At 71.0% G+C, this 18,776-nt stretch carries 15 protein-coding genes and 1 pseudogene; 7 read left to right on the top strand and 9 right to left on the bottom strand.

Annotated elements, in window-relative coordinates; translation table 11 throughout:
- Positions 1-38: 38 nt before the first annotated feature.
- The 3 genes from ABZ342_RS27205 to ugpC are packed head-to-tail and all read left to right on the top strand — an operon-like array spanning position 39 to position 2,871.
- Positions 39-929, top strand: coding sequence for a sugar ABC transporter permease (locus ABZ342_RS27205; protein WP_360478502.1), 891 nt, complete (start codon positions 39-41; stop codon positions 927-929).
- Positions 910-1,818, top strand: coding sequence for a carbohydrate ABC transporter permease (locus tag ABZ342_RS27200; RefSeq protein WP_360478498.1), 909 nt, complete (start codon positions 910-912; stop codon positions 1,816-1,818). The genes ABZ342_RS27205 and ABZ342_RS27200 overlap by 20 nt, the downstream gene beginning before the upstream one ends.
- A gap of 6 nt (positions 1,819-1,824) precedes the next feature.
- A complete protein-coding gene (gene ugpC, locus ABZ342_RS27195; protein ID WP_360478495.1) occupies positions 1,825-2,871 on the top strand; it encodes a sn-glycerol-3-phosphate ABC transporter ATP-binding protein UgpC in 1,047 nt (348 codons plus the stop codon).
- A 326-nt stretch (positions 2,872-3,197) separates the two neighbouring features.
- Here ugpC and ABZ342_RS27190 read toward each other — a convergent pair whose 3' ends face one another.
- Positions 3,198-4,589 (bottom strand): DUF222 domain-containing protein, encoded by a 1,392-nt coding sequence (locus ABZ342_RS27190; RefSeq protein WP_360478492.1) that lies wholly within the window; start codon positions 4,587-4,589, stop codon positions 3,198-3,200.
- Positions 4,590-4,818: 229 nt separating this feature from the next.
- On the opposite strand from ABZ342_RS27190, the gene ABZ342_RS27185 reads away from it, so the two are divergent.
- On the top strand, positions 4,819-5,604 hold the full coding sequence (locus ABZ342_RS27185) for a DeoR/GlpR family DNA-binding transcription regulator (RefSeq protein ID WP_155541385.1): 786 nt from the start codon (positions 4,819-4,821) through the stop codon (positions 5,602-5,604).
- A 1-nt stretch (position 5,605) separates the two neighbouring features.
- Here ABZ342_RS27185 and ABZ342_RS27180 read toward each other — a convergent pair whose 3' ends face one another.
- The 5 genes and pseudogenes from ABZ342_RS27180 to ABZ342_RS27160 all read right to left on the bottom strand — a co-directional run.
- On the bottom strand, positions 5,606-6,418 hold the full coding sequence (locus ABZ342_RS27180) for an SGNH/GDSL hydrolase family protein (RefSeq protein WP_360478489.1): 813 nt from the start codon (positions 6,416-6,418) through the stop codon (positions 5,606-5,608).
- A gap of 80 nt (positions 6,419-6,498) precedes the next feature.
- On the bottom strand, positions 6,499-7,995 hold the full coding sequence (locus tag ABZ342_RS27175; RefSeq protein WP_360478486.1) for an alpha/beta hydrolase: 1,497 nt from the start codon (positions 7,993-7,995) through the stop codon (positions 6,499-6,501).
- An 83-nt stretch (positions 7,996-8,078) separates the two neighbouring features.
- Positions 8,079-9,440: an MDR family MFS transporter gene (locus tag ABZ342_RS27170; RefSeq protein ID WP_360478483.1), complete on the bottom strand. Its 1,362-nt coding sequence runs from the start codon at positions 9,438-9,440 to the stop codon at positions 8,079-8,081.
- 77 nt (positions 9,441-9,517) lie between these two features.
- Positions 9,518-9,934: a hypothetical protein gene (locus ABZ342_RS27165; RefSeq protein WP_360478480.1), complete on the bottom strand. Its 417-nt coding sequence runs from the start codon at positions 9,932-9,934 to the stop codon at positions 9,518-9,520.
- Positions 9,935-10,026: 92 nt separating this feature from the next.
- Positions 10,027-10,116 (bottom strand): annotated as a pseudogene (locus ABZ342_RS27160) (LacI family DNA-binding transcriptional regulator); the annotation flags it as partial.
- A gap of 95 nt (positions 10,117-10,211) precedes the next feature.
- Between ABZ342_RS27160 and ABZ342_RS27155 the strand changes: the two are divergent.
- Entirely contained in the window at positions 10,212-11,696 is a 1,485-nt protein-coding gene (locus tag ABZ342_RS27155) for an FGGY-family carbohydrate kinase (protein ID WP_360478477.1), read from the top strand.
- 40 nt (positions 11,697-11,736) lie between these two features.
- Here the strand turns inward: ABZ342_RS27155 and ABZ342_RS27150 are convergent, their stop codons facing one another.
- Positions 11,737-12,063, bottom strand: a complete 327-nt coding sequence (locus ABZ342_RS27150; protein WP_360478474.1) for a hypothetical protein — start codon at positions 12,061-12,063, stop codon at positions 11,737-11,739.
- Between the two features lie 480 nt (positions 12,064-12,543).
- On the opposite strand from ABZ342_RS27150, the gene ABZ342_RS27145 reads away from it, so the two are divergent.
- Entirely contained in the window at positions 12,544-15,678 is a 3,135-nt protein-coding gene (locus tag ABZ342_RS27145; RefSeq protein ID WP_360478471.1) for a TIM-barrel domain-containing protein, read from the top strand.
- Between the two features lie 995 nt (positions 15,679-16,673).
- On the opposite strand, the gene ABZ342_RS27140 is transcribed toward ABZ342_RS27145, so the two are convergent.
- Positions 16,674-17,135 (bottom strand): GNAT family N-acetyltransferase, encoded by a 462-nt coding sequence (locus ABZ342_RS27140; protein ID WP_360478468.1) that lies wholly within the window; start codon positions 17,133-17,135, stop codon positions 16,674-16,676.
- Between ABZ342_RS27140 and ABZ342_RS27135 the strand changes: the two genes are divergently transcribed.
- The gene (locus tag ABZ342_RS27135; RefSeq protein WP_360478465.1) at positions 17,116-17,781 is read left to right on the top strand and encodes a TetR/AcrR family transcriptional regulator; all 666 of its coding nucleotides are present in this window, start codon (positions 17,116-17,118) and stop codon (positions 17,779-17,781) included. The two genes, ABZ342_RS27140 and ABZ342_RS27135, sit on opposite strands and share 20 nt — an antisense overlap.
- On the opposite strand, the gene ABZ342_RS27130 is transcribed toward ABZ342_RS27135, so the two are convergent.
- Entirely contained in the window at positions 17,778-18,743 is a 966-nt protein-coding gene (locus ABZ342_RS27130; RefSeq protein WP_360478462.1) for a helix-turn-helix domain-containing protein, read from the bottom strand. The two genes, ABZ342_RS27135 and ABZ342_RS27130, sit on opposite strands and share 4 nt — an antisense overlap.
- Positions 18,744-18,776: the final 33 nt, after the last annotated feature.

The following is an 18,776-nucleotide window of genomic DNA, read 5'->3' as shown; positions in this document are numbered from 1 at the left end:
CGCGGGTCACGGAGACCCGCGACGCCGGTGGCGCGCACCTGCGCCGCAAGAAACGGCTGTTCTGGCCGTTCGCGGCCCCCGCTTTGGTGCTGTACCTGGCTTTCCTGGTGCTGCCGACGCTCGCGACCGTGGTGCTGAGCTTCACCAGCTGGGCCGGCGCGGGCGACACGCCGCGGCCCGACGGCGTCACCAACTACACGCGGATGTGGGCGAGCGACTCGTTCCGGTACGCGTTCGGCAACACGCTGGTGTACGTCTTCCTCGGCGGCATCGGCACGTTCGCGCTCGCGTTCCTGTTCACCATGGTGCTGCGCGACATGCGCGGCGGCAAGGTCGTCCGGGCGATCCTGTTCTTCCCCAACATCGTCGCACCGGTGGCGCTGGGGATGTTCCTCGGGTTCGTGTTCAAGTACCAGCCCGGGAAGCAGGGCCTCGCGAACTTCGTGCTGGAGCACGCCGGCGCGGACGCGGCGAAGTTCCTGGCCCCGGCCAACGTGACCGGGGTCGTGACGGCGTCGCTGATCTGGGCCAGCTCGGGGTTCTACATCACGATCCTGATGGCCGCGGTCGACCGGATCCCGCCGTACCTCTACGAGGACGCCGAGCTGGGCGGCGCGTCGCCGTGGCAGAAGTTCCGCAACATCACGCTGCCGATGACGTGGGACGTCGTCGGCGTCGCCGGTGTCCTGTGGACGATCAACGCGCTGAAGATCTTCGAGCTGGTGTTCGTGCTGGCCGGGCCGGGCACGTACGCCCCGCCGAACGAGGCGTGGACGCTCGGGGTCTACGTGTTCGACCGGACCTTCGGTTCGAACGGCACGCCGGACTTCGGGGCCGCGTGCGCCTGCGCGGTGGCGATGATCGCGCTGGTGTCGGTGCTGGTCGTGCTGCTGAGGCGGGTGATGCGCCGTGACGCTCTCCAGTTCTGAGGTCCGGGTCCGGAAGGTGCCGCGCAAGCCGCGTCCGGCGCCCGGTTCGCGCCGGTTCAGCCCGCTGCGGCTGGTGGGGTCGGCGATCGTCTGGTTGTTCACCGCCGGCAACGTGCTGGTGCTGTACTGGCTGCTCACGGCGGCGTTCAAGACGCCGGTGGAGATCTTCACCAAGCCGTTCGCGCTGCCGTACCAGTGGTTCCACCTCGGCAAGCCGTTCCGCAACTTCGTCTACGCGTGGAACAACGCGGGCTTCGGCGACGCGGTCCTGACGACCGTGGTGCTGGTCGGGCTGGCGACCGTGGCGACGGTGGCGGTGTCGGCGCCGTGCGCGTACGCCCTGACCAGGCTCGGCGTGCGCGGGTCCGGGCCGATGACGAACGCGGTCGCGATCGGCATGGGGGTGCCGTTCCAGACGGTCATCATCCCGCTGTTCGTGGTGCTGAGCCGGATCCACCTGGACAACGAGTACGGGCTGTTCGTGCTGTACGTCGCTTTGTCGATCCCGTTCACGGTGTTCCTGTTGACGGGGTTCTTCCGTTCGCTGCCGGACGAGCTGGAGGAAGCGGCCGCGCTCGACGGCGCGTCGCCGATGCGGACGTTCTTCTCGGTGATGCTCCCGCTGGCCCGCGGCGGCTTGATCACGGCGTTGACGCTGAACGCGATCGGGCTGTGGAACGAGACGCTGCTGGCGATCGTGTTCCTCAAGGACCAGGCGCACTTCACCCTGTCCCGCGCGCTGTTCACGTTCTACGGAGCGGCGAGCTACCAGTCGGAGTACGGCGGGCTGATCGCCGGGGTGGCGATCGTCGTGCTCCCGATGCTGGTGCTCTACCTCGTGCTCGCCCGCCGGATCATTTCCGGCCTGACGCTCGGCGCCGGAAAGTAGGACGCGATGGCCACGGTGACTTTCGAGGACACGACGAGGTTCTACGCGGGAGTGGACCGCCCGGCGGTCGACGGCCTCGACCTCACGGTTTCCGACGGCGAGTTCCTGGTGCTGGTCGGCCCGTCCGGCTGCGGGAAGTCGACCACGCTCCGGATGCTGGCGGGCCTGGAGGGAGTCGACGACGGTTCGATCCACATCGGCGAGCGCGACGTGACGGCGTTGCCGCCGAAGGACCGGGACATCGCGATGGTGTTCCAGAACTACGCGCTGTACCCGCACATGACGGTCGGGGAGAACATCGGCTTCCACTTGAAGCTGGCCCGCATGCCGGTGCCGGAGCGTCGTCGCCGGGTCGCCGAGGCGGCGGCGTTGCTGGACTTGACGGAGTACCTGGACCGCAAGCCGGCGCGGCTTTCCGGCGGCCAGCGCCAGCGGGTGGCGATGGGCCGGGCGATCGTGCGTGAGCCGAGTGTGTTCCTGATGGACGAGCCGCTGTCCAATTTGGACGCACAGCTGCGGGTGCAGACACGCACGCAGATCGCTTCGCTGCAAAGACGCCTGGGCGTGACGACGTTGTACGTGACGCACGACCAGGTCGAGGCGATGACGATGGGCGACCGGGTGGCAGTACTGCGCGACGGAGTGTTGCAGCAGTGCGACACCCCGATCGGCCTGTTCGCGAGGCCGGCGAACGTGTTCGTGGCGGGCTTCATCGGATCCCCGGCGATGAACCTGCTGACGACGACGGTGGAGGGGCCGTGGTCGGTGCCGCTGACGCCTGCTCAGCGTTCGGCGTTGACAGGGCCCGGAGTGGTGGTGGGGGTTCGTCCAGAGGGGTGGGCGATCGGGTCTGGGGTCGATGCCGTGGTCGAGGTGGTGGAGGAGCTGGGGAGTGATCAGTATTTGTATTGCCGGGCGGAGTCTTCGTCGGAGGTGCTGACGGTGCGGACGCCGGGGATGGCGCCGTGGCGGCGGGGAGAGGCGATCAAGCTGGAGCCGAGGAGGGAGTCGGTCCATTTGTTCGATGCGGCGACGGGGCTGCGGTTGCCTTGATGATGGGCGGGGCTGCTGGTTCGGCGGTGGGGGTGAGTCTGCGGCAGGTCCGGCCCGGTTGTTGGTCGCGCGGGCCGGGTCGGCGGGTCGGCGGGGTGACAGGGGTGGTGGACCAGGGCCGAGTAGGTGGGTACGCGAACCTTCGAGATCGGTGCACGGCTGGAGTGGGTGACTGTCTGACGCGGAGCATCGGGTGACCCGGGTCCGGTGTGCCGTGGTGGTGGGCGTTGCGTTGTGGTGTGCGAATGGCGGTTTGCTTGTTCTGCGGGTCTTGGGCGTGGGTGTAGGCCCGCAGCCGGTGGCTGCGGGCCTTTCCCATGTCGTGTTCAGGCTGCGAACGGTAGGGGTTGATGGAGGTTGTTGCGTCTGGGTTTTCGGCGTTTGTCCAGGAACACCGGTGGCAAGAACTCGGGTAGGCCGTCGGTGGCGATGCGGACTTGCCAGCCGGAGCGGTGCAGGAGTCGGTGGTGGTGGGCGCACATCAGGACCAGGTTGCTCAGCTCGGTGGGGCCGCCGTCGGCCCAGTGGCGGATGTGGTGGCCTTGGCAGTGGCGGGGTGGGCGGTGGCAGCCGGGGAAGGCGCAGCCGCGGTCGCGTAGGTAGAGCGCGCGGCGGATTCCGGGTGGGACCAGGCGGCGCTGGCGGCCGAGGTCGAGAGGTTCGCTCTTCGCTCCCAGGACGGCGGGGATGAGCATGCAGTCACAGGCGTGGATCCGAGCCTCGGCCGCGGAGATCGTGCCAAGATCGCCAAGGGTGGCTCGACCGGCCTTGGCCGGTGTCCTATTGCCGCCGAGCGTCGCTGGGCCGCGACCCCGGGGCAAGGTTCCATCGCCGCCGACCGTTGCTGGGTTGCTGCCAGCTGCAGGCATGGTCCCAGTGTCGCCGGGCTCTGCGTGGCCGGTGCAAGGGGTGTCGCCGAGGATCGCTTGGCCGAGGTTGGACTTCAAGTCCTCCAACGACACCGCGACCATCACGTGTGCTCGCTCCCCGGCCTGCATCGGCAACTCCGGCGAGTTCAACGCCAGGTCGATCGCGTCGGAGAACGCGTCGCCGTAGCGCTCCAGTGGGGAGCGTAAGTCTGGGCCTTCGTCGGTCGTGCGGCGCTGGGCCAGGGAATCCAGCAGGGCGCTGGCCCGGGTGCCGGTCTCGTCGTCAAGCCGGCCCTGAAGCTCCCCGGTCCCGGTTCTTTTGCGCCGCAACGAGAGCTCGCGGCGAGGGATGGCCGGTTCGGTCGCGTCCGGCTCGACACCGTCAGGGTCAAGGTGCGCCAGAATCCGCGCACCCAACGCCGCGACCTGCTTGTGCCCAGCATCGGAGGCGAAAGACAACAAATGCTGCTCAACATCGACGCGGTGCTCGGGCGGAACCTGGGCCATCACCCCGACGATCGTGTCGATCATCGGAGTGCTCAACCGGCCATCCAAGGCGGCAACCCCGGTGGCGGGAGCGACAGCGGTAATGCCGTCGAGAGTGCGACCGGAGGTGAGAGCCCGGGCACGCTTCACCACAGCCTCAGCGGCAGCCTTGGGAACATCGGCCAGATGCTCATATAACCTTGCCACAGAACGATATCCGAACAGCTCCACAACTCCGCGCGACTCGATCTCCGCGAGCAGCGAACCGATCTCCGCCTCAGCAGACCGCACAACAGTGAGCAGGGCAGAGATACGGTCGGCCAAAGCCACCGCATCCGCACGCCACACCGCTTCGCTGTCCACAAACCAAGATTACCGACGGTCGCACACCTGTTCATCACTCGATCAGGTGGAAGCAGACGCAAGCAAGCAAGCAACCAAGCCGCGTCGGTGAACCGATGCCCGCGACCCCCACCGGCGTGCCGCCCGCAGCGGACATCCCTCGATGCACCATAATGCTCGAAACGGCACCCAACAGTGCAACCCCATGCGCGATAGGCTGTCGGAGAGTCAAAGCTAGGGAGTACCGCCGATGGTCCGGCACGAACGGTTGAGCACCCTGCTGGACATGCTGGGACAGCGGGAAAAGATCGACGTCGAGGACGTCGCCGTGGAGCTGGACGTCTCCGCCGCCACCATCCGGCGGGATCTCGACCACCTCGCCGAACAGCAGCTGCTCACGCGGACGCGCGGGGGCGCCGTTGCCAATGATCTCGCCTATGACCTCCCCCTGCGCTACAAGACCGCGCGGCACGTGCCCGAGAAGCAGCGGATCAGTGCCGCCGCCGCTGCTTTCGCCGCCAAGGGGATGGTGGTCGGCCTCAATGGCGGGACCACCACCGCGGGCGTCGCCCGGGCGCTGGCCATGCGCTCCGACCTGGGCGGACGCGGGGACGCTCCGGGTATCACCGTCGTCACCAACGCCCTCAACATCGCGCACGAGCTGGCCGTGCGGCCGAACGTCAAGATCGTCGTCACCGGTGGTGTCGCGCGGCCGCAGTCGTTCGAACTGAGCGGCCCGCTCGCCACTCGGGTGCTCAGCGAGCTCACCATCGACCTGCTGTTCCTCGGTGTCGACGCCTTCGACGTCGACGCCGGTGCCTTCGCCCACCACGAGGGCGAGGCCAGCATCAACCGGCTGATGGTCGAACGCGCCGAGCGGGTGGTCGCCGTCGCGGACGGGTCGAAGCTCGGCCGGCGCGCCTTCGCCCGGATCTGTGAGACGACGCAGGTGCACGCCCTGGTCACGGACACCGACGCCGACCCCGAGGCCGTGCGGGCGTTCGAAGCCGCCGGCGTCGAGGTTCAGGCCGTCTGACTCAGCGCGCGAACGCCAGCGCCGCCGTCAGCGCGCGGTGGCCGGCCGCGCTCGGGTGGACGTCGCAGCCGCCGGTCGGCAGCTTGATCAGCAGTCCCGCCGCGCACGGGTCGCCGCCCGCGCGCAGGGACGCCAGGAAGAACGCCGTGAAGCCGTCCGCGATCTTGCCGTGGTAGCGGCGGGTCACCTGCGTCAACGCCGCGTCGATCGCCTTGACCTGCGCGACCTGCGCCGGGTCGCGGTAGTCGAGCGAGTAGTACGACACCAGCACCAGGTCGCCGCGGTAGTGGGCGCGCACCGCCGAGAGGATCGCCGCGAGATTGCGGCTCACCTGGTTCAACGCGGCCGTGAACGAGGCACCCGTGCAGTGGTCCGGTGTCGTGTCCCGGCACAGGAACAGGTCGTTCGCGCCGATCGTCAGCGTCACGAGCCGGGTGTCCCGGTGGGTCCGCAGGTACTGCACCGCGTAGTCGATCTGGCTTCCCGCGTACGCGACGTGCAGCGGGAACGCCAGCCGGTAGCCGTTCTCGCAGCCGTTGCTCGGCGCGGTGACGGCCAGCAGGCTTCCCGTCGTCTCGCCGGGGCAGGACGCGTTCGCGAGCCGGAGCCCGCGCAGCGACGCGTATTTCTCCGCGTAACCGCTGAAGTTGGCCGCGTTCAAGTAGGCCGCGCCCGCGTCGGGCCGGTAACCGAACGCGACGGAATCGCCGAGCGCGAGGTACCCGCCGTGGCGGGAGGACGCGTCCGCCGGTGCCGTGAGGAGTGCACTCGCCGCGACGACCGCCGCGACCATGACGAAGATTCGACGAAGCATCCTCGGCTCCTTCCCCGCGACGTCGCGTGGCCGGAACGATTGTGCCTCGTTCCGGCCCCGCGGCGGAAGCGGCAGAAGCGTCAGAAGCCGATCGCCGACGGCGGTTTCGGCCCGGCGATCCGGGCTTCGGCCGATCCCGGCTCGACCGCGGCGCAATGGGTGCCGCGGGCCGGCAGCTTGCCGGTGATCAGGTAGTCGTCGGTCGCCTTGATCACGCACGGGCTGTTCTTGCCGTACGCGCCGTGGCCCCAGCCGTCGTAGGTGAGCAGCGTGCTGCCGCTCTGCCGGGCCGCGGCCTGCGACCACGCGTACGGCGTCGCCGGGTCGTACTCGCTGCTCAGCATCAGCAGTGGCGGCGCGCCGTGCACCCGCAGCGGGTGCTGCGGGTTGCTGGTGCGGTTCGGCCAGCCGATGCACGCCGTGACCGCCTGCCAGCCCAGGGAGTTGACCTTGACGTCCGGGGCGAAGGCCGCGGCCGTCCGCCGGTAGGCCTCGAGTTCCGCGTAGCTGTGCACCGGCAGGCGCCAGTCGTCGCAGAACACGCTCTGGAACACGGTGTTGACCGGGATGTCGTCCTTCAGCCGCACCGACGCCGCCGGCGGCGTTCCGTCCGCGAACGACTTGAGAACCGTGGCCAGCCGATCCCAGCTCGGGCCGTAGAAGGAGCCCTGGATGATCGACGACAGCGAGAGCGGGGTGATGACCTCCTCGCTCCGCGGGTCCTTCAGCTCCCCGCGCGCGGCCTTGTCCTGCAGGTCGCGCGTCAGCTTCGAGACGTCCCGGCCGTGCAGCGCGCAGCTCGGCGTCCGGCCGCACCACTTCACGAACTCGCCGAACTCCGCCTGCAGCGACCGCGTTTCGCTGTCGAGGAACCCGGACGCCGTGAACTGCGAGTGGTCCATGTTGCTGTCGAGCACGAGCGCGCGGACCTTGTCCGGGAACAGCTCGGCGTACTGCTGGCCCATCAGCGTGCCGTAGGAAACCCCGTAGTACGTCAGCTTCTTCTCGCCGAGCGCGGCGCGGATGGCGTCCATGTCCCGCGCGACGCTCTCGGTGTCGGCGAACTGCCCCAGCGGCCCGGAAAGCCGGTTGCAGCTTTCGCCGAGCTTCCGGTTGTACGCCGCGAGCTGGTCGAACTCGGCCTGGTTGTGCGGGACCTCCGGGTGGTCGGCGATGACCTCGTCGAGCCCGCACTTGATCTGCGTGCTGCCGCCGATGCCGCGCGGGTCGAAGCCCACGGTGTCGAAGCGCTTGGTGATCTCCGGCGACAACGACCAGCCGTCCTTGACCTCGCCGGCGCCCGCCCCGCCGGGACCGCCCGGGTCCATCAGGACCGACCCGATGCGCGCCCGCGGATCCGTCGCCTTGCGCCGGGCGAGGGCGATGCTCGCCGTGCCCCGGTCCGGGTGCGCCCAGTCGATCGGCACGGTCACCGCGCCGCACTCCACGCCGGGCGCGTCCGCGCACGGCGTCCAGTCGATCGACGGCGCGGCCGATGCCGGCGCCGCCGTCACCAGGCTCCCCAGGACCGCCGCCGCGGCCGCGGCCGTCACCAGCCGCTTCGCTACCCCCGACATCGTCAGCCTCTCCCCTTACCGACAGTGGTTGAGCGACTCCAGGAAATCACCATTCCGGGGTTCGCGCCAGGTTCCCTGGTGGATCACCCCGTGACGTCCACTGTGGACGAACGCTCGGCGCGCCGGAGCCGGGCGGTGGCCACCACGCCGAGCGCGCAGACGACCCCCAGCACCCCGAACGCCCAGCCGAACCCGGTCGCCGGGCCGGCGGTGAGGCCGCGGGACAGCACGATCACGCACGCCGCGCCGCCGGCCGCGCCACCCACGCGCATCACGATGTTGACCAACGCTGTCGCGTGGCCCAGTTCGGCCGCGCGGACCGAGGCGTAGGCCGCCGTCGACGCGGGCATGATCGACAGCCCCAGCCCCGCACCGCGGACCACGAGCAACGCCTGGACCAGCCACGTCGGCGTGTCCGGGCCGAGCCACGGCAGCGGGACGGTGCTCGCCAGCACCACCAGTGACCCGGTGAGCGAGACGGTGCCGCCGCCGTAGCGGTCCGTCAGCCGCCCGGCCACGAGCACGAACACCGTGGTGGCCAGGCCCATCGGCGCGAGGAGGACGCCGGCCTCGGCCGGTCCGGCGCCGAGCCGGACCTGGAACCACAGAGGCAGCAGCAGGACCGCGCCGAACATCCCGGCGCCGGCCAGCAGGACCGACGCCAGCGCCGAACCCATGACGGGCCGCGCGGCCAGCCGCAGGTCCAGCACCGGATGCGGGACGCGCAGCGAGCGCCGGACGAACACCGCGAGCGCGAGGACACCGACGGCCGCGAACACGGCGTCGAGTTCGGTGAGCGTGTAGACCAGCAGCGGCAGGCCGAGCGAGATCAAGGTCAGGCCGGGCCAGTCGAGCTTGGGTGGCTGCCCGCGTTCGCCGCGCGGGACGTACCGCAGCGCCAGGCCGAACGCGACCAGGCCGATCGGCAGGTTGAGCCAGAACAGCACCGGCCACGAGAAGTGCGCGAGCAGGAACCCGCCGACGCTCGGCCCGACGACCGGCGCCAGCCCGACGACCAGGCCCAGCGTGCCCATGGTGCGGCCGAGCCGTTCCGGCCCGACGGCGAGCCCGATCACAGTCTGCCCGGCCGTGACCATGACGCCGGTGGCCATGCCCTGCACCGTGCGGAACGCGATGAGCGTGACCGCGTCCGGGGCGAGGGCGCAGGCCACCGACGTGAGGAGGAACGCCGCCAGTGCCCACAGCCACAGCCTTCCGGCGCCGAGCTTCTTCACCAGCCACGGCGTCAGCGGGAGCGCCGCCGAGAGGCCGAGCAGGAACGCGGTCGCCACCCACTGGATTTCGATGAGGCTGACCCCGAGCCGCAGTCTCATCGACTCCAGTCCGACCGCGACGATCGAACCGTCCATGTTGCCGAGGAAGCCGCCGAGGGCCATGACGCCGGAGGCGATCCAGACGGTGCGGGGGATGGGAGGAGCGGTCATGGCTCCGACGGTAAAAGCTGAAGCAAGGTTGAAGTCAACCGCGGAGTGGGCGGCGCGGAAGTCGCTTCCCGGTCGGGTTACTTCCGGCGGGTGCCGAGAATTTCCCGGAGTGCGGTCAGATCACTGGTCAAGACGGCCAGCTCGAGGCGGCTGCCGCCGTCGTCGAGCGTGACCACCTCCATCGCGGTGGGGACGGCCAATCGGTCCCCTCGGCCCGCGGGCCGCGAACCGGCCCAAGAAACGGTGCGCGGAGAAAGGGCGATCGGCTCGTCGCGGTTCAGGCGGGCCTGCCAGACGACGCCGTCCGCGGCCGGCCGCAGGGTGCCGTGCGTCCACGTACCGGAGTCGTCGGGCCGGCGCAGCGAGCAGCGCATCTTGACGTCCGCGCCCTCGGCGAACCCGGCTTGGCGTTTCTCGGCTCTCCTGCGCGTTCTCCGGTCGGAGATCGCGCCATCGAGCAAGCCGAGCAGGCCTTCGATGACAGCGTCGAGCATGTCCCCAGGATAGATCAGCGGGTCGAGCTGCCGCGTGTTTCCGGCTCGCGGCGCCCGGCTCTTCCGCGGCCCTGGCCTCGCTCGGCGGGCACCGGGTCCACAGTGGACTTTCCGTTGAGCGCTCGCGACACGGTCGCGGTCGAGACACCGGCCAGCGCCGACACGTCGGAGATCGTCGCCACCCGCGTCCTCGTCCAGCCTGGTTCGTTGACAGTGCTTCCGGCACACCATAACGTGGTGGAAATCGATTTCCCGCGGTTTCTCCGTGGAGGGGCGGATGACGGGACTGCTGCTCGGCGTGGACATCGGCACGGCGGGCTCGAAGGGCGTGCTGGTCGACCCCGGTGGCGCGGTGCTCGCCCGGTCGGTCCGCGAACACGCCGTCTCGACACCGCGTCCGGGCTGGTTCGAGCACGACGCCGAAACGGTCTGGTGGGCGGACTTCACCGGCATCGTCGCCGACCTGCTGCGCGCCGCCGAAGGACGGCCGCTCGCCGGGCTCGGGGTCAGCGGGATCGGGCCGTGCCTCCTGCCGGCCGATGCCGAAGGCACGCCGTTGCGGCCGGCGATCCTCTACGGCGTCGACACCCGTGCGAGCGCGGAGATCGTCGCACTCAACGAACAGCTCGGCGCGGACGAGATCCTGGCCCGCGGGGGTTCGCCGCTGACCAGCCAGGCGGTCGGGCCTAAGGTGCGCTGGCTCGCGCGGCACGAGCCGGATGTCTTCGCGCGCACCGAGAAGCTGCTGATGGCGAGCTCCTTCCTGGTGCACCGGCTGACCGGCCGGTACGTCCTCGACCACCACTCGGCGAGCCAGTGCACGCCGATGTACGACCTCGTGGCCGGCGGCTGGGCCGGGGACTGGGCCGAGCGCGTCGCGCCCGGGCTGCCGTTGCCGGAACTGCTGTGGCCGACGGAAGTCGCGGGCGAGGTCACCTCGGCGGCGTCCGCGCTCACGGGGCTGCCCGTGGGACTGCCGGTGACAGCGGGGACGGTCGACGCCTGGGCCGAGGCGACGAGTGTCGGCGTTCGCGAGCCCGGTGACGTCATGGTGATGTACGGGACGACGATGTTCCTCGTCCAGGTGCTGACCGAACCGCGCCCGCATCCCGGCCTGTGGGGCACGCGCGGGGTCGTCCCGGGCAGCTTCACGCTGGCGGCCGGCATGGCGACGTCCGGTGCGGTGACCGACTGGCTGCGAAAACTCGTCGGGGCGTCGTTCGCGGACCTGGTAGACGAGGCGGCTTCGGTGCCGGCCGGGAGCCGCGGGCTGCTGGCGTTGCCGTACTTCGCGGGGGAGCGGACGCCGCTGTTCGACCCGGACGCGCGGGGTGTGCTCGCCGGATTGACGACGTCACACGGCCGGGCCGAGCTCTACCGCGCGGTGCTGGAGGGGATCGCCTACGGCGTGCGGCACAACCTCGAGGCGATGGCGGCCGCGGGGGGTGCGGCCGGGCGGCTGGTCGCGGTCGGCGGCGGGACGAAGGGCGGGTTGTGGACGCGCATCGTCTCGGACGTGACCGGGCTGCCGCAGCAGATCCCGGCGGAGACGATCGGCGCGTGCCTCGGGGACGCGCTGCTCGCGGCCGAGGCGGTGGGGATGGACGCCTCGCGCGGGAACCCGATCGCCGCGACGGTGACGCCGGACGCGGGGAACCGGGCGCGGTACGAGGAGTTCTACCGGCACTACCGGGCGTTGTACGAGACGACGGCGGAGACGGCGCACTTCCTGGCGGCCCAGCAGCGCGCGGCGACGGTCTGATCGGCGGGCGCGGGCTCAGCCGGGCCGCCCCACGTCCCGGTCACCGCGCTGACCGGCGCCCGCGCCGCCGGCGGCCCGCGACCGCGTGCCGGTGGTGTTCCAGCGCCGCCACGGACTGCGTGACCTGCTCGAAGCTCGGCAGCGCGTGCACGTTGGCCACGAGCGTCATGTCCTTGCGCGGGATCTCCACGAAGCACACCTCGACGCCGGACTCCGCCGCGTGCGTCGCCACCTCCTCGCGCCAGGTGGCGAGATCGTGCTCGTCACCGAGCCATTCGTGCAGGTAGACGCACCACTTGCCGCGCAGCAGCTCACCCGCGATGGCTTCCAGCCCGACCAGGTACGGCTCGGTCACCCGGTCGTCCATGACCGTCCCCGAGTACGCCAAGGCACTGCTTCCCTCCTGCTCCCCGGCGGTGACCCCTACCGCCGGAAAGCGCTATCCCGGTGCAGGCCTCCCCACCGTGACCGAGCAGCGCGAACCCCCGCGACCGATGCGGTTCTCCGGGGACGGCGCAAACATACCGACGGATTTGGCGCACAGCAACCATTTCCCCGCTGCGGTGTCGATCGTGCACGGCTCGCGTGCGGATGCACGTGCCGATCAAGGCCGCGCATTCGACCGTTCACCGAAAGAGGCAGGAGCGTCACCGGCGAATTCCGGGGCACGTCCCCGGCGCCCGGAGTGTGCACTGTGGACGCTCGCCGGGTGACCGTTCGGGTGCGCAGCGTGAGACCCGACGGAAGTCGTGAGTCGGGCTCCTGGACCGGTTCGGCGGGTGACACTGCGCGAAACCTGCGCTATACAGAGCCAGCAATGCGTGTTGATGCGCGAAAGGTGTGACTAATGAGCAGAGTTGCGCAGTCACTCGGCTGTTTGGCCGCCGCGGCCGCCCTCGGACTGGCGCCCACGGCGGCGTACGCCGAGCCGGCCGCGGCGCCCGCCGGCCAGCTCGGGGACCTGACCGGGATCTCGGCCGACGGCCCGGCGGTGACGCTGAAGTCCGGTGCCGCCGCCGTGCGCGTGAGCTTCCCGGCCGAAGGCGCCGTCCGGGTCTGGCTCGCCCCCGACGGGACCTTCACCGACCCGGCCGGCGACAAGATCGTCCTGCCGAAGACCACTGTCCCGGCGACGCCGAAGCGCGTCGACAAGGGCGCTTACTGGGCCATTTCGACGCCGAAGGCGACCCTGCGGGCGTACAAGCGCCCGCTGAAGTTCGCGCTCCACGACGCCGCCGACCGCAAGCAGCTCTGGGCCGAGTCCGCCCCGCTGTCCTGGACCGGCACCACGACCACGCAGAGCCTGGTCAGGACCGCGACCGAGCAGTTCGTCGGCGGCGGTGAGCAGAACGGGCGGTTCAGTCACCGGGATCAGACGATCCGGATCTTCGCCGACGACAACTGGAACGACGGCGGTGCGCCCAACTCGCAGCCGTTCTACGCCTCCACCTCGGGTTATGGGGTCTTGCGCAACACCTTCGCGCCGGGCAGCTACTCCTTCACGGCCCCGGTCAAGACGACCCACGACGAACGCCGCTTCGACGCGACCTACGTCGTCGGCGACACCCTCAAGGACGTCATCGGCGGGTACACCGACCTCGTCGGGAAGCCGTTCCTGCCGCCGATCTACGGCCTGGAAACGGGAGATTCGGATTGCTATTTGCACAATGCAAATCGCGGTGAGCGGCACACGCTCGACGCGGTGAAGGTCGCCGACGGCTACACCGGGAACGGCATGCCGAACGGCTGGATGCTCGTCAACGACGGCTACGGCTGCGGCTACGAAAATCTGCAGCAGACCGGCGAGGGGCTGAGAAAGAACACCATGCAGCTCGGCCTCTGGACCGAGGACGGCGTCCCCAACCAGTCCGACGAGGTCAAGGCCGGTGTGCGGGTGCGCAAGCTGGACGTCGCCTGGGTCGGCCCCGGCTACCAGTTCGCGCTCGACGCCTGCGATACCGCCCACCGGGGCATCGAGGACAACAGCGACGCGCGCGGGTTCGTCTGGCAGCCGGTGAGCTGGGCCGGCGCGCAGCGCTGCGGCGTGTTGTGGAGCGGCGACCAGTCCGGCTCCTACGACTACATCAAGTGGCAGATCCCGACGTACGCGGGCGCGACGACGTCCGGGATCGCCTACAACACCGGTGACATCGACGGCATCTTCGGCGGCAGCCCGCAGACCTACGTCCGCGACCTGCAGTGGAAGACGTTCCTGCCGGCCGCGATGACCATGGACGGCTGGGCGTCGGCGGACAAGCAGCCGTGGCGCCAGGGTGAGCCGTACACGTCGATCAACCGCAAGTACCTGCTGCTCAAGGAGCGGCTGCTGCCCTACACCTACAGCTACTCGGCGCAGGCGCACCAGACCGGCGTCGGCCAGGTCCGCCCGCTCGCGCTGGAGTACCCGGACGATCCGAACGTGTGGACGGACAAGGCGAAGTACGAGTTCCTGTCCGGCACGGACTTCCTGGTCGCGCCGGTCTACGAGAAGTCGACCGTCCGCAACGGCATCTACCTGCCCAAGGGCACCTGGGTGGATTACTGGAGCGGCAAGACCTACACCGGACCGACCACTGTGGACGGTTACGACGCACCGCTCGACACGCTGCCGCTGTTCGTCCGCGCCGGGGCCGTCGTGCCGATGTGGGCCGAAGGCACGACGTCGTGGCAGACGCGGGACAAGTCCCGGCTGGACCTCGACGTCTACCCGCAGGGCCACGGCAGCTTCACGCTCACCGAGGACGACGGCGTCACCCGCGGCTACCAGCGCGGTGAGCAGGCGAAGCAGACGTTCACGGTCGACGCGCCGGTGTCCGGGCCGGGCACGGTGACCGTCGGGATCGGCGCGGGCACGGGCACCTACCCCGGGAAGCCGGCCGCGCGGACCTACCAGCTGTCCGTCCACACGGGAGCGAAACCGGCCGCCGTCCAGGCGGGCGCCGGGACTCTACGGCAGTACGGCAGCAAGGCGGAGCTGGAGCGGGCGCAGTCGGGCTGGTGGTACGACCCGGCCGCGCACGGCGTGGTGCGCGTCAAGACCGGGCAGGTCGGCGCGAGCGCCCGGCAGGACGTCCGGCTGTACGGCGCGAGCGCGGTCGGTGGCATCTTCCCGGCGGACGACCGGGGCGCGGTGACGCTGACCGCGCCATCGCTGGCGGCTCCGGGCCAGGCCGCCGCCGCGACGGTGAGCTTCACCAACGGCACGCCGCTCCCGGTGCGGGACGTGACGCTCGCGGTTCAGGCGGAAGGGTTCCACGCCGACGTCGCGGCCGCGCCGAAGCTCGTGTGGCCCGGCCAGACCGTCGAGGTCCCGGTGACGTTGACCCCGGACGCCGGCCTGAAGCCGGCGGACTACCAGGTCACCGCCACCGCGACCTACCTCGCGCGGCTCGGTGCGCACGAGGCCGTCGACTCCGCGACCGTCACCGTCCCGTACGCCTCCCTGGCCGCGGCGTACGGGAACGTCGGCGTCACCGACGCGGCCCACGTCGGAGCCGGGGACCTCGACGGTGGCGGCAGCAGCTTCCGCGCCGAAGGACTCGCCGAAGCGGGCTTGACGCCCGGAGCGGCGTTCACGGCGAGCGGGGCCCGGCTGACCTGGCCGGACGCCGGGAGCGGCCAGCCGGACAACGTCGTCGCGGCCGGGCAGACCATCGCCGTGCGCGGTACCGGCTCGAAGCTCGTGCTGGCCGGCACCGGCACCGGGACGGCCCAGGGCACCGTCGTCGTCCGGTACGCCGACGGCAGCACCGGGCAGGCCGACCTCGGCCTGCCGAACTGGTGCTGCGCCGACCCCGCCCAGTACGGCGCGACGACCGTCGCGACCGTCCTGGGCAAGAACACCCGGACCGGCCCGGCCTATCCGACCACGCCGTACCGGGTGTTCGCGAACTCCGTCCCGCTCGCCGCGGGCAAGGAGGTCGTGGCGGTGACGCTGCCGTCCAATTCGGCGGTGCACGTGTTCGCCGCGAGTGTCGCCTGAAGGAGGTTCGGCGACCCACCGAAGTAGGCGCCGTCCGTGACGTACACCGTGTCGCCACGGACGGCGACCGCGGTCGGGTTGGCCAGTCCGTCCGAAGTGGACAGAATCGTCTTCACCCCGTCCCGGCCGACCGTGACCACCCGGTTCTCCTGGTTGATCGCGGCGATGACGGTGCCGCCGTGGAAGGCGAAGTCGTCGACCGGCCCGAGACCGGTCGCGACGACCTTCCCCGGCCCGCCGGTGAGCGGGAACCGGACCAGCGTGCCGCGGTCCAGGTTGGACACCCAGACCGCGCCGTCGTGGACCTTGATCCCGTTGGCGCCGAAGCCGCTCACCGGCGCGAGCAGTGCGCCGGTGGCGAAGGCGGTGACGCGTCCGCGAGACACCCGCCAGACCGTGGAGCCGAACGAGTCGGCGACGAAGAGGTCGCCGGTGGCCGGGTCGCGCGCGACGCCGTTCTGGAACCCGGCCGGCGGCAACGCGGCGACCTGGACCGGCGCGGAGCCGGGACGGACCCGGTAGAGGCCGGTCGCCGCGGTGCCGGTCGAGACCGCGACGTACAGGTCGCCGCCGGGCGCCCGGACGATGCCGCCGAGGAACAGTTTCCTGTGGACGACCGGGACGTCGCCGTCGTCCGGCACCGGGATGCGGGCGAGGACGCTGATGCGTCCGCCGGGCGTGACCCGGCCGATTTCGCCGGTGTAGGCGAAGGTCAGGTCCGCGGAGCCGTCGGGCTCCAGGGCGATGTTCTCCGGCTGCTGCCCGGCGGCGAGGTCGAGGGGAACGATCCTCGACGCCGCGAGCGCGGGCGTGGCCGGCAGGACGAACGCGGCGGCCGTGGCCAGCACGGCGCCGATCTGCTTGATGCGCAAGGGAAACTCCGTCTGCTGAAGGGGAACGGCGAAGAGAACCCCAGATCGCCGTGCCTTCGACGGTAGGCCCGGTGCGCCCCCGGCCACCAATAGCTCAGGCTGGGGCGGCCATCGAAAATCCGATCACAGGTCGCGGGCGAAGCAGCGCGATAGCGGCTCGCCGACGTACGGTCCGTACGCCTCGATGGGTTCGTAGCCCTCGCGCTGGTAGAAGCGCATGGCGTCGGGCTGCCCGGTGCCGGTCTCCAGCAGCAGCCGGGGAATGCCGAGGTCGCGTGCGTGGTCTTCGAGTGCGCGCAGCAGGGCGGTCGCGACGCCGGTGCCGCGGGCCGCCGGGTCGACGTACATGCGCTTGATCTCGCCCGAGCCCGGCTCGAGGAGCCGGAGCCCGCCGCAGCCGACGGCGGTGCCCTCGGCGTCCCGGGCGACGAGGAACACCGCGACGGACTCGGCGGTCGGCGTGGCGCCGGGCTCGTGGTCGTCGGTGCCGTAGCGCGCGTCGAGTTCGGTGCGCTGGGCCGCGCGCAGCCGGACGGCGTCGGGATCGTCCCAAGTCACGGCCGCGATGGCGATGGTGGTGGGCACGGTGCTCCTTTCCGTAACAAGTGTTACCGTAGCAGCTGTTACGCTTCCGTGTGAAGGAGGTTTCGTGCCGAGACAGCGTGACGTGGGGGCGCAGCGGGAGCTGCTGTCGAACGCGGTGTGGCAGGTGCTCGCCGATGACGGCCTGCCGGGGCTGACGCTGCGCGCCGTCGCCGAGCGCGCCGGCTGCACGACCGGCCTGGTGCTGCACACGTTCCCGACGAAGAAAGCCCTGCTACTGCACGCGCGTGACCTGCTCTACGAGCGCACCGCCGTCCGCGCGGACGGCGCCGAAGCCGCGAGCACCGACGCGTTCGGAGCGCTGGAAGCGGTGCTCGGCCAGGCGGTCGACCTGCCGCACGGTCACCACGACGAGTCCCGCGTCTGGGTCGGCTTCCTCGCGGCGGCCCTGGCCGACGAAGACCTGGCCGAACGTCACCGCGCGGCGAACCACTCGTTCCTGGCGCGGATCCGCCGGCTGATCGCGGCCTACCGTCCGGAGTGGACGGACGAGCGGCTCGAGCTGACGACGAAGAGCCTGGTGGCGCTGGTCGAAGGCCTGAACGTGCTGGCCGCGGCCGATCCGGCGGGCTACCCGGCGCGGGTGCAGCAGGAGGCGCTGGCGGCGGCCCTGAGCGCGCTCGGCTAGGCGGCCGGGCCGAAGCGGCGGCGGTACGCGCTCGGGCTCAACCCCGTGTGCCGCCTCAGCTGCAGGCGCAGGTTCGCCGCCGTGCCGAAGCCGCTCGCCGACGCCACCCGGTCCAGGCGCAGCTCGCCGCGTTCGATCAGGCGGCAGGCCAGCGTCACGCGCTCGGTCGTCAGCCACGCCAGCGGGGTCGTGCCGAGCTCCGCGCGGAACTTCCGGTGCAGCGTCGCCGGGCTGGTCGCCGCACGGGTCGCGAGATCGTTCACCGTCAACGGCCGGTCCAGGCGGCCGAGCGCCCACGCCAGCACCGGCGCCAGCGAGGTGTCCGGCACCGACGGCACCGGCCGTGCGATGAACTGCTGCTGGCCGCCGTCGCGGTGGCCGGTGAAGACCAGCCGGCGGCTGACCGCGTTGACGACTTCGGCGCCGTGGTCGCGCTGGATCAGGTGGAGGCCGAGGTCGAGCGAAGCCGCGCTGCCGGCTGCCGTGAGGACGTCGCCGTCGTCGACGAACAGCACGTCCGGCTCCCAGTGCACCTTCGGGAACCGGGCGGCGAACTCGGTGGCCCACTGCCAGTGGGTCGTCGCGCGCCTGCCGTCGAGCACGCCGGCTTCGGCGAGCGCGAACGCGCCCGTGCAGAAGCTGACCAGCCGGGCGCCCCGGTCGGCGGCCCGGCGGATCGCCGCGATGACCGCCGGGTCCGTCGGCACGCCGGTGTCCGGCCGGGCCGGCGCGATCAGCGTGTCCGCCGTGTCGGCGGCCTCGATCCCGGCGACGCCGGTGAGCGTGAACATGCCGAGGTTCATCCGCACGTCCGGGGTCGCGGAGCAGAGCGTGAAGTCGTACCAGGGCCGGTCCAGCTCGGGCCGCCGCAGCCCGAACAGCTCGGTGGCGACGCCCATCTCGAACGGGTTGGACTCCTCGGTCACGATCGCGACGACCCGGTGCGAGAATTCTTGCGGCATGTGCGATTCCTAGCACTCGCGCGGCGGAAACGC

The sequence above is a fragment of the Amycolatopsis sp. NPDC005961 genome (genome assembly GCF_040629235.1).
In the GTDB taxonomy this organism is placed as follows: Bacteria; Actinomycetota; Actinomycetes; order Mycobacteriales; family Pseudonocardiaceae; genus Amycolatopsis; species Amycolatopsis camponoti.
Note: the sequence above shows the minus strand (reverse complement) of the source record. Positions and strands in the feature narration are given on the sequence as shown.

Excerpts from the sequence above, each read along its gene's own strand:
- ugpC (WP_360478495.1), top strand. The coding sequence starts at position 1,825 with ATGGCCACGGTGACTTTCGAGGACACGACGAGGTTCTACGCGGGAGTG.
- ABZ342_RS27185 (WP_155541385.1), top strand. The coding sequence starts at position 4,819 with ATGGTCCGGCACGAACGGTTGAGCACCCTGCTGGACATGCTGGGACAG.
- ABZ342_RS27180 (WP_360478489.1), bottom strand. The coding sequence starts at position 6,418 with ATGCTTCGTCGAATCTTCGTCATGGTCGCGGCGGTCGTCGCGGCGAGT.
- ABZ342_RS27175 (WP_360478486.1), bottom strand. The coding sequence starts at position 7,995 with ATGTCGGGGGTAGCGAAGCGGCTGGTGACGGCCGCGGCCGCGGCGGCG.
- ABZ342_RS27170 (WP_360478483.1), bottom strand. The coding sequence starts at position 9,440 with ATGACCGCTCCTCCCATCCCCCGCACCGTCTGGATCGCCTCCGGCGTC.
- ABZ342_RS27165 (WP_360478480.1), bottom strand. The coding sequence starts at position 9,934 with ATGCTCGACGCTGTCATCGAAGGCCTGCTCGGCTTGCTCGATGGCGCG.
- ABZ342_RS27155 (WP_360478477.1), top strand. The coding sequence starts at position 10,212 with ATGACGGGACTGCTGCTCGGCGTGGACATCGGCACGGCGGGCTCGAAG.
- ABZ342_RS27150 (WP_360478474.1), bottom strand. The coding sequence starts at position 12,063 with ATGGACGACCGGGTGACCGAGCCGTACCTGGTCGGGCTGGAAGCCATC.
- ABZ342_RS27145 (WP_360478471.1), top strand. The coding sequence starts at position 12,544 with ATGAGCAGAGTTGCGCAGTCACTCGGCTGTTTGGCCGCCGCGGCCGCC.
- ABZ342_RS27135 (WP_360478465.1), top strand. The coding sequence starts at position 17,116 with ATGGCGATGGTGGTGGGCACGGTGCTCCTTTCCGTAACAAGTGTTACC.
- ABZ342_RS27130 (WP_360478462.1), bottom strand. The coding sequence starts at position 18,743 with ATGCCGCAAGAATTCTCGCACCGGGTCGTCGCGATCGTGACCGAGGAG.